The sequence below is a fragment of the Croceibacterium ferulae genome (assembly GCF_003660445.1).
Lineage (GTDB): Bacteria > Pseudomonadota > Alphaproteobacteria > Sphingomonadales > Sphingomonadaceae > Croceibacterium > Croceibacterium ferulae.
Window position 1 is genome coordinate 1 of record NZ_QZVQ01000025.1, and the last position, 10140, is coordinate 10140.

11 protein-coding genes are annotated in these 10140 nt (G+C 67.7%); 6 read left to right on the top strand and 5 right to left on the bottom strand.

Annotated elements, in window-relative coordinates:
- A partial coding sequence (locus tag D5S08_RS16090; protein ID WP_148667369.1) for a sugar phosphate nucleotidyltransferase occupies positions 1–311 on the bottom strand: 311 nt, incomplete at its 3' end.
- 117 nt (positions 312–428) lie between these two features.
- Here D5S08_RS16090 and D5S08_RS16095 point away from each other — a divergent pair.
- The gene (locus tag D5S08_RS16095; protein WP_121120210.1) at positions 429–668 is read left to right on the top strand and encodes a hypothetical protein; all 240 of its coding nucleotides are present in this window, start codon (positions 429–431) and stop codon (positions 666–668) included.
- On the opposite strand, the gene D5S08_RS16100 is transcribed toward D5S08_RS16095, so the two are convergent.
- From D5S08_RS16100 to D5S08_RS16115, 4 genes are all read right to left on the bottom strand, one after another.
- A complete protein-coding gene (locus D5S08_RS16100) occupies positions 662–904 on the bottom strand; it encodes a ribbon-helix-helix domain-containing protein (RefSeq protein ID WP_121120211.1) in 243 nt (80 codons plus the stop codon). The genes D5S08_RS16095 and D5S08_RS16100 overlap by 7 nt on opposite strands.
- A 2-nt stretch (positions 905–906) precedes the next feature.
- A complete protein-coding gene (gene fumC, locus D5S08_RS16105) occupies positions 907–2301 on the bottom strand; it encodes a class II fumarate hydratase (protein ID WP_121120212.1) in 1395 nt (464 codons plus the stop codon).
- Positions 2302–2403: 102 nt separating this feature from the next.
- Positions 2404–3126: an acetoacetyl-CoA reductase gene (gene phbB, locus D5S08_RS16110; RefSeq protein ID WP_121120213.1), complete on the bottom strand. Its 723-nt coding sequence runs from the start codon at positions 3124–3126 to the stop codon at positions 2404–2406.
- Between the two features lie 124 nt (positions 3127–3250).
- Positions 3251–3991 carry a hypothetical protein gene (locus tag D5S08_RS16115; protein WP_206610374.1) on the bottom strand — a complete coding sequence of 247 codons (741 nt, stop codon included), beginning with the start codon at positions 3989–3991 and terminating at the stop codon, positions 3251–3253.
- A 407-nt stretch (positions 3992–4398) separates the two neighbouring features.
- Between D5S08_RS16115 and D5S08_RS16120 the strand changes: the two genes are divergently transcribed.
- From D5S08_RS16120 to D5S08_RS16140, 5 genes are all read left to right on the top strand, one after another.
- Positions 4399–4854, top strand: coding sequence for a DUF3576 domain-containing protein (locus D5S08_RS16120; RefSeq protein ID WP_121120215.1), 456 nt, complete (start codon positions 4399–4401; stop codon positions 4852–4854).
- Positions 4855–4867: 13 nt separating this feature from the next.
- A complete protein-coding gene (gene leuS / locus D5S08_RS16125) occupies positions 4868–7384 on the top strand; it encodes a leucine--tRNA ligase (protein WP_121120216.1) in 2517 nt (838 codons plus the stop codon).
- A complete protein-coding gene (gene lptE / locus D5S08_RS16130; protein ID WP_121120217.1) occupies positions 7381–7890 on the top strand; it encodes an LPS assembly lipoprotein LptE in 510 nt (169 codons plus the stop codon). Before leuS ends, lptE begins: the two co-directional genes overlap by 4 nt.
- A complete protein-coding gene (locus D5S08_RS16135; protein WP_121120218.1) occupies positions 7887–8936 on the top strand; it encodes a DNA polymerase III subunit delta in 1050 nt (349 codons plus the stop codon). Before lptE ends, D5S08_RS16135 begins: the two co-directional genes overlap by 4 nt.
- A 128-nt stretch (positions 8937–9064) precedes the next feature.
- Positions 9065–10140, top strand: a 1076-nt coding sequence (locus D5S08_RS16140) for a sugar transferase (protein WP_162302020.1), incomplete at its 3' end; no start/stop codon positions are given.

A 10140-nucleotide genomic window follows, 5' to 3' on the forward strand; every position in this document is an offset into this window, starting at 1 on the left:
ACGGTGATGAGGTTGCCGGGGGTGAACCGCGTCGGCTCCAGCACGGACAGGTCCTTGCCCCGCGCCGCCATGGTGGCTTCCAGCTCGTAAGCGATGTCGAAATTCTCGACCAGAGCGGTCTTGCCGCGACCGGTGACGAAGATCATCTGTTCGATCCCGGCCTCACGCGCCTCGTCCACCGCGTACTGGATCAGCGGGCGATCGACGATGGGCAGCAATTCCTTGGGAATCGCCTTGGTGGCGGGAAGAAAGCGCGTGCCCAGCCCGGCGACGGGGAACACGGCCTTGCGGATCGGTTTGCGTTCGCTCATGCCGCAGTGCAATATAGATGACGCCGCCTGCCTGCAATCGCTAAGCGAAGGCCGATCGCCTGAACCTTTTTTTCTGCGGCGCGTTAAGCCAGCCACAGACAAGAAAGGGTTACCATTATGGGATTGCTGCGGATGGCCGTGCTGGGCGCGGCCGGATACGGGCTTTACAAGTACTCGACCGGTGACCGGCGCTCGCATGCCGCGTTCGCCAAGGGCGAAGGTACGGGCGAGAACTTCTCCAAGGTCCGCAACAGCGGTCCTGCCTCCATGGCGGATCGTGACAACCGCGAATGGGATTCGACGGACGAGAGTCTGGACCAGACCTTCCCGGCGAGCGACCCGCCCTCCACCTACTGATCGGCCCCTTGCGCCCGGCGCGCCGCCAGCCACAGGCGGATCGCGCCGGCCAGGCCGGGCGGTGTGGGCGCGGCGATGCGCTCGGCATCGATCCGGGCCACCAGCCGTGACACGGGCAGACCTTCCGCCGCCGCCGCCTCCTTCAGCCAGTCCCAGAACAGGGGCTCCAGGCTGATGGAGGTGCGGTGGCCTTCTATCTCCACCGACCGCTTGATCGGCGGATGATAGACCTGGATGGTCAGGCGTCCGGCCCCAGCATGGTTTCCGGGCGGACCACGCGGTCGAATTCCTCGCCCGTCACATGGCCGCTCTCGATCGCCGCTTCCCGCAGGGTGGCGCCGCTCTTGTGCGCGGCCTTGGCGATGGCTGCCGCCTTGTCATAGCCGATCGACGGCGCCAGCGCGGTCACCAGCATCAGCGAATTGCCGAGGCCACGGGCGATGTTGTCCTCGCGCGGCTTCAATCCCTTCAGCAGGTTCTCGACAAAGCTGTCCGAGGCATCGGCCATCAGTTTGACGGATTGCAGGAAGTTGAAGCCGAGCACCGGGCGATAGACGTTCAGCTCGAAATGGCCCTGGCTGCCGGCAAAGGTCATGGTGGTGTGATTGCCCATGATCTGCGCGCAGACCTGCGTCATCGCCTCGCACTGCGTCGGATTGACCTTGCCCGGCATGATGGAGCTGCCCGGCTCGTTCTCCGGCAAGGCCAGCTCGCCCAGGCCCGAACGCGGGCCGGAGCCCAGGAAGCGGATGTCGTTGGCGATCTTGTACAGCGCCGATGCCAGGGTGACGATCGCGCCGTGAGCGAAGACCAGGCCATCCTCGCTGCCCAGTGCCTCGAACTTGTTGGGCGCGGTGACGAAGGGCAGGCCGGTGTCGGCGGCGATCTGCTCCGCCACTCCTTCCGCAAAACCCTTGGGCGCGTTCAGCCCGGTGCCGACGGCGGTGCCACCCTGCGCCAGTTCGTACAGCCCGCCCATGGTGGCCTCGATCCGGGCGATCCCGGCCTCGACCTGGCGGGCATAGCCGGAGAACTCCTGGCCCAGCGTCAACGGGGTCGCGTCCTGCGTATGGGTGCGGCCGATCTTGATGATGCCGTTCCAGCCTTCCGCCTTGGCCGACAGCTCGGCATGCAGCGCCTTGAGCGACGGCAGCAGCGTTTCGGCCACTTCGCGAGCGGCGGCGATATGGATCGCGCTGGGAAAGGTGTCGTTGGAGGATTGCGACATGTTGACGTGATCGTTGGGATGGACCGGCTTCTTGGTCCCGACCTCGCCGCCCAGCGCGACGGAGGCGCGATTGGCGATCACCTCGTTGGCGTTCATGTTGCTCTGCGTGCCGGAGCCGGTCTGCCACACCACCAGCGGGAAGTGGTCGTCCAGCTCACCTGCGGCCACTTCCGCGGCGGCGGTGGCAATCGCGTCGGCCAAGCCCTGATCCAGCAGGCCCAGCTTTGCATTGGTCAGCGCGGCGGCACGCTTGATGGTGCCAAGCGCGTGCACGATCGGCAGCGGGATCCGCTCGCCCCCGATGCGGAAGTTCTGGCGGCTGCGCTGCGTCTGCGCGCCCCACAGGCGGTCGGCGGGAACCTCGATGGTGCCCATCGTGTCGCTTTCGGTGCGCGTCTCGGCCATTGGTGCAAGTCCTTCACGCCCCGGCGCTGACAGGCCGGCCCCCTGCCCCGGGGCGGGCAAAGGGCCGTTTCCGCGCCCCTTTGCCCGCCACAACGGCGTAACTCAATACATATGCTGGCCGCCATTGATCGACAGCGTCGACCCGGTGACGAAGCCGCCCTGCTCGGACGCCAGGAAGGCGACGCCACGGGCGATCTCGCTCGCCTGGCCCAGCCGGCCGACGGGGATCTTGGCGACGATCTTCTCGAGCACCGCTTCCGGCACGGCGGCGACCATTTCGGTGTCGATATAACCGGGCGCAATGGCGTTGACGGTAATGCCGAAGCGCGCGCCTTCCTGCGCCAGTGCCTTGGTGAAGCCGTGAATGCCGCTCTTGGCGGCGGCATAGTTCACCTGGCCATACTGGCCCGCCTGGCCGTTGATGGAACCGATATTGACGATCCGTCCCCAGCCGCGCGTCTTCATGCCGGGGAAGCACGCCTTGGCCATGTTGAAGCAGCCACCCAGATTGACGCGCATCACCGCGTCCCAATCCTCGAACGACATCTTCAGCAGCGTGCCGTCGCGGGTGATGCCGGCATTGTTGACCAGCACTTCGATCGGGCCGACCTCCGCCTCCACCTGCGCGATGCCATCCAGCACGGCCTGGTGGTCGCCCACGTCCCAGCGATAGGCCGGAATGCCGGTCTCGTCCGTGAAGGCGCGGGCCTTCTCCTCGTTACCGGCATAATTGGCAACTACGCTGAAGCCATCCGCCACCAAGGTTTCGCAGATCGCCCGACCGATGCCCCGGGTACCGCCGGTGACGATTGCTACGCGCGCCATATATCTCTCCTGATATCACTGAACTCGGCAATGATCCTAAGCGTAAGCAAGCGAACAGCGCAAAGAAAAACCCCGCACAATGGCGGGGTTCTCGTAACATTTCGATGCTGCAACTGCGTTGTCGTCAGAAGCGGAACTGCGTGCCGATATAAACGGCTTGGCCTTCCTTGTGCGACACGTCCTCCGCCGGCGTGATACGATGCTGCTGCTGCGAATAGCGGACCCCCGCCGTTACATCCAGGTTGCGCGTCAGGCGATAGCTACCCGCCACGTTGACTGTCTGGTCGGCACGCGGCCCGGCCGGACGGTCAGCGATGCGGGCGGTGGAAACGGCGCCCTCTTCCACGGCGATGCGGGCAGCGAAGCGGCTTTCCGGCTCTTCCGTCGCGGTGGACGGGCGGAAATCAGCCAGGTTGGGGATCGCCGCGTCGGACAGGGTGCGGGACAGGACCGGCGCCGCCTTGGCAAAGGATTGCAGCCCGCGGGCCACGCCCAGATTGTAGCGGGTGGGCGTGATGCGCAGCCCGCCGCCATCCTCGGCAGCGGCAGCCAGCGAGCCGCGACGGCCGGGCCGCACGGTGGCGAAACGTGCTTCGCCGTCATCCACCCGGACAGCGACGGTGACCGTACGGCCGGTGCGCGGATCAGCGCCGGCCGGGGTGAACCGGTCCAGCCCGGCGCCCTTGCCGCGCCGTGCCACCAGATTGGCCACTGCGGGATCCACATCGGACGGTGTGAACACCGCGCCGCCCAGCTGCAGGGAACCGATGCGCGGCAGCGTGGCAGCGGCAGGGCCGAACCCGCCCAGAGCCCAACCCGCCGTCGGCGCGCCGACCAGCAGCGCCGTGGCAACGAGGCCCGTCACCAGCTTGCGCAATCTGCCTGATCCTGCTTGCCTGCCCACTTTGTTGTCCATTCCCCCTAAACACGTCGTCACTGCAGACGCCGGTCATGCTTAACGGTTCCTGAGGAACCGGGCACGCCGCCACGGTGATTCCGTGCCAATTGAAAGCCTTGTATGACAAGAACGCCCCTTGCGCCAGCATGGCACAGCCGGTTGGCGAAGTTTTGTCCGCCTGTGGCAAACCTTCAACAGCCGGACCGTGCGGCAGGCCACCCAATGCCGGCAGTTCAGTGGCGGTTCACCGGCTGGAGGGCGGAGTCGCGCCACCGCTTGCCGCGCGTGCGCGGACCGAATAGAGGCACGGTCGGATCTGTGCTTTCGCCCGCTTGTCCTGCGACCGACAGCGTCCTCACCGTACAGGAAAGACCATGCCCTTGCTGATCCCAAATGTTACCTTCCGCCGCTTCGCCACCCTTGCCGCCGGTGCCGCGCTGCTGCTGGGCACGGCGGCCTGCGGCGGACGCGAACGGCCGGAGGCGGACCTTGCCGCGGCGCAGGTGACGTCCATCGGCGTCAATTCCTATCTGTGGCGCGCCGCGCTGGAGACCTTGTCCTTCATGCCCCTGGCGCAGACCGACAGCGCCGGCGGAGTGGTCGTGACCGACTGGTATGCCAATCCCGATGCCGCGAACGAGCGGATGAAGGTGTCCGTCGCCATCCTGGACCAGGATCTGCGCGCCGACGCCCTGCGGGTCGCGGCCAGCCGCCAGGTGCTGCAGAACGGCACCTGGATCGAGGCGCCGGTCTCCGCCGCCACCGTGCAGAAGCTGGAGGACATCATCCTGACCAAGGCGCGCGACCTGCGCCGCCGCTCGGCGCTCTGACCGGCGGCGAAGCATGACCGATTCGAGGTTCGATCCGGCGCGCGCCGACATCCACTGGCAACGCGCCTGGGATGAGGCGCAGTGCTTCCGCGCCGATAGCGGGAGCGAGCGGCCAAAAAGCTACGTGCTGGAGATGTTTCCCTATCCTTCGGGGCGCATCCATATCGGCCATGTGCGCAACTACACGATGGGCGACGTGCTGGCCCGCGCGCGCCGGATGCAGGGGCATGAGGTGCTGCACCCGATGGGATGGGACGCCTTTGGCATGCCGGCGGAAAACGCCGCCATGGAAAAGGGTGTGCACCCCGGCGGCTGGACCCGCGACAACATCGCCACGATGAAGGCGCAGCTGCAACGGCTGGGCTTCGCGCTGGACTGGAGCCGGGAGATCGCGACCTGCGAGCCCGACTATTATGGCCACGAACAGGCGTTGTTCCTGGACCTGTATGATGCCGGCCTGGTCTATCGCCGCGAATCAGCGGTGAACTGGGATCCGGTCGACATGACCGTGCTGGCCAACGAACAGGTGGTGGACGGGCGCGGCTGGCGTTCGGGCGCGGTGGTCGAGAAGCGCAAGCTGAATCAGTGGTTCCTGAAGATCACGCAGTTCGCGGACGAGCTGCTGGCGGGCCTGGGCGCGCTGGATGGCTGGCCCGAAAAGGTGCGGCTGATGCAGGAAAACTGGATCGGCAAGTCGCAGGGCCTGCAGTTCAGCTTCGCCACCAGCGATGGCGGCAGCGTGGAGGTCTACTCCACCCGCCCCGACACGATCTTCGGCGCCAGCTTCGTGGCGGTCGCCGCCGATCACCCGATCGCGCAAAGCGTCGCCAAGGGCTCGCCCGAGGCGCAGGCCTTCATTGACCTGTGCAAGCAGGGCGGCACCACCGCGGCGGAGCTGGAGACGGCGGAGAAGCTGGGCTTCGACACCGGGATCACTGCTGCACACCCCTTCACCGGCGCCCCGCTGCCGGTCTTCATCGCCAATTTCGTGCTGATGGAATATGGCACCGGCGCCGTGATGGCGGTGCCCGGCCATGATCAGCGCGACTTCGAGTTCGCCACCAAATACGGCTTGCCGATCCTGCGCGTGGTCGCTGGGGACGCCGATCAGGCCGGCGCGCCGCTGACCGAGGCGGACACCGGCGATGGCGTGCTGGTCAATTCCGACTTCCTGACCGGCATGGCCGTGACCGAGGCCAAGGCGGCGGTCATCGCGCGTGCCGAATCGGGCGGCTGGGGCGAAGGCAAGACCGTGTGGCGCCTGCGCGACTGGGGCGTCAGCCGGCAGCGTTATTGGGGCACGCCGATCCCCTTCATCCATTGCGATGCCTGCGGGGGCGTGCCGGTCCCGCGCGAGCAGCTCCCGGTGGTGCTGCCCGAGGATGTCGATTTCGCCACCCCCGGCAACCCGCTGGAACGCCATGCCAGCTGGAAGAACGTCTCGTGCCCCTCCTGCGGTGGCGCCGCCCGGCGGGAGACCGACACGCTGGACACCTTTGTCAATTCCTCCTGGTACTTCCTGCGCTTCGCCAGCCAGCCCGCGGACGCGCCGTTCGATCCGGCGGAGGTCGCCGCATGGATGCCGGTGGCGCAATATATCGGCGGGATCGAGCACGCGATCCTGCACCTGCTCTATGCCCGCTTCTGGACCCGCGCGCTGGCGCATGTCGGCAAGCTGGACGTGGCGGAGCCCTTCGCGGCGCTGTTCACGCAAGGCATGGTCACGCACGAGACCTACAGCCGCGACCATCAAGGCCGCACGCTGTACTACGCCCCGAACGAGATCAGCCGCTCGGCCGAAGGCGCGCTGCTGACCGCGGATGGCGGGGCGGTGGAGATTGGCCGCGTGGTCAAGATGTCCAAGAGCAAGAAGAACGTGGTCGATCCCGACGTGATCGTTGACCGGTACGGCGCCGATGCGGTGCGCTGGTTCATGCTCTCCGACTCGCCGCCGGAACGCGACCTGCCGTGGTCCGAAAGCGGAATCGAAGGCTGTGCCCGCTTCGTGCAGCGGCTGTGGCGCCTGTTCGGCCAGTTCGACGGCCGCGCCGCGGGCGAGGACAAGGCGCTCGCCCGCAAGACGCACCAGACAGTGGCGGCGATCACCGCCGACATCGACGCGCTGGCCTTCAACAAGGCCGTGGCGCGGATCTATGAACTGGCCGGCGCCGTGGACAAGGCGGCGCCCTCCGCCAGCCGGTCGGAGGCGATCCGCACGCTGCTGCTGCTGGTCGGCCCGATGATGCCGCACCTGGCGGAAGAAGGCTGGGCCGCGATGGGCCAGCACGGTCTGGTCGCGAATGCCGCATGGCCGGTGGTCGATCCCGCCATGCTGGTGGAGGACGAGGTAACGGTAGCGGTGCAGGTCAAGGGCAAGCTGCGCGACACGCTGACCGTGCCCAAGGGCCTGCCCAATCCCGAGCTGGAAGCACTGGCGCTGGCGAGCGAGAAGGTCGCCCGCGCGCTGGATGGTGCGCCGGTGCGCAAGGTGATCGTGGTGCCCGACCGGCTGGTGAACATCGTCGCATGAAGGCGCTCGCCCCCCTGCTGCTGGCGCTTGTCGCCGCCGGTGCAACCACCGGTTGCGGGTTGCAGCCGCTTTATGCCGGCGGCGGTTCCGGTGCGATCGCGCGCGGCCTGTCCGGGGTGGACGTGCCCCCCATTGAAGGGCGCGCCGGCTGGCTGGTTCGCGATGCGCTGCGGCAGGAACTGGGGCAGGGTGCGGAAGGCGCCGGCAGCGGCGCGACCTACCGGCTGGACGTGCTGCTGGACGAACAGCTGCAGGGCCTGGGCGTGCTGACCAACGAGACGGTCGGGCGCGAACGCTACATCCTGCGGGCGCGATACCAGCTGATCGAACTGGCGAGCGGCGCCATCCTGCTGGACGCCACCGCCGGGTCGGACGTGGGCATCGATGTGGTGTCCAGCGAATATGCCACCATCGCCGCCGAACAGACCGCGCAGGAAAACCTGGCGCGCGAGCTGGCGGACCAGATCGCCACCCGGCTGGCGCTGACGCTGCGCCGGGACCGGTGAAGGCTACCGGCAAGGATTACCTCCAGCTGGCGCAGCGCACCGGCGCCGGTCTGCGCGTCAGCTTCCTGTGCGGCCAGGACGAGGCAGGCGCTGCCGCCGCGGCCGACAAGCTGGTGGCGCTGTTGCCGGCCGCGGGCGAGCGGGTCGAGCTGAGCGGCGCGGAACTGCGGGCCGATCCCGTGCGGCTGGGGGACGAGGCGCGCTCCTCCTCCCTGTTCGGGGCCGACCGGCATATCCGCATCCGCTGCAGCGGAGACGAGGCGCACGACGCGATCCTCAACCTGCTGGCGCTGGTCGACAGCGGAGAGGCAGCCGGCGCGTGCCCGGTGATCGTGACCGCCATCAATGCCAGCGACAAGAGCCGTACGGCCAAGCTGCTGACCCCGCGCAAGGATGCGCTGGCGGTGATGTTCTACCCGCCCGACCTGCGCAGCGTGACGGGGGAGGTCACGCGCATGGCGGCGGGCGCGGGGCTGAAGCTGCAGCCGGAGCTGGCCGAGCGGATCGCCCGCGGGGCGGCGCTGGACCTGCGGCTGTGCCAGTCCGAAGTGGAGAAGCTGGCGCTCTATCTCGATGCCTCCCCCCTCGCGCCCCGCATGGCGGATGGTGCGGCGCTGGACGCGATCGGCGCGCGGACGGAGGAAGAGGGCTTCATGCCGCTGGTCAACGCCGTGCTGGGCGGGGACACGCAGCGCCTGCCGGCGGAACTGGCGCGCATGGCGGAGCTGGAGCTGAACCCGGTGGGCGTGCTGCTGGCGATCGAACGACGGGCGGCACAGCTGGCGCAGCTGACGGCCAGGCTGGCGGGGAGCGGGCAGCGCGTCGCCGACCTGCTGGAAGGCGAGCAGCGCGCACGACGGGTGTTCTGGCGCGACCGCGCCGATCTGGAACGGCAGATGCAGCGCTGGGATGCGGGCCGGCTGGATCGGCTGGTCGACCGCCTCGCCGGGCTGCACCGCGCCCTGTTGGCCAACAGCCAGGCGGCACCCATGCTGCTGGCACAGGACCTGGCGGAGATCACCCGTTTCGCCTCCACCCGCCGCTGATGCCGCCCTGCCCCGATAAGGGACAGGGCTGTTCGCAGTCGCACAAATGGATGGCCAAGTCTCAGCCGCTGCGTTATGTCCGAACCCCTGACGGGACGCGATTGTCAGCAACTGCATGGGACGACACCATGAACGCACCGGCTCTCAGAATTGAAGGCGAGCGGCTGCTGCCCCGTGTTTCCTCGGGCGGTTTGGCGCCATCATTGGAACGCAAGCGGCTGCAGGTCTATGCCACGCAGATCGCGCTCGATTCCGCCGTGCTGCTGGCATGCTTCTTCGGCGTGGCGCTGGCGTGGTTCGGCCACATGCCCGACGCGGCGGAGCTGCTGGTCGGCAATCTGCTGCTGCCAATCTTCCTGACGATCGCGCTGCATAACGGCACCTATTCGCTGATCACGCTGACCGACTGGAAGCAGGCCGCCGGCCGCATGGCCTCCGCCGTGCTAATCGCCGCGGTGCTGCTGACCTTCATCGCCTATTTCGTGAAGGTATCGGACAGTTTCTCCCGGCTGGTGCTGTTCGGCGGGGTCACCTCCACCCTGCTGCTGCTGTCGACCACGCGTTTCTTCACGACGCGCTGGATCCGCAAGCATTGGGGCCCCAGCCCGATGAACCTGCTGCTGATCGATGCCGGCGGGCCGAACATCGCCATTCCCCATTCCTACCGCATCAATGCGGAAGAGCACGGGCTGCAGCCGGTGCTGGACGATCCGCACATGCTGGACCGCCTGGCCCGATACCTGCGCAACATGGACGAGGTCGTGGTGAACTGCCCGCCTGATCACCGCGCCGCCTGGGCAATGGTGCTGAAGGGTTCGGGCGTGCATGGCGAGGTGACCAGCGGCATCGTGCGCGAGATCGGCGCGCTGGGCGTGGTCCACCGCGAGAACGCCGACGTTTCCTCCATCTTGGTGTCGACCGGCCCGCTGGGCATGCGCGACCGCGTGGCCAAGCGGCTGTTCGACATCCTGGTGTCGGCGCTGGGGCTGCTGGCACTGTCCCCGGTGTTGCTGGGCGCGGCGCTGCTGATCAAGCTGGAGGATGGCGGCCCGATATTCTTCCGCCAACGCCGGCTGGGCCAGGGCAACCGCTTCTTCCGCATCTACAAGCTGCGGTCCATGAAGGTCGAGCAGTCCGATGCCGAGGGCAACCGTTCGGCCAGCAAGGATGACGACCGGATCACGCGCATCGGCTCCTTCCTTCG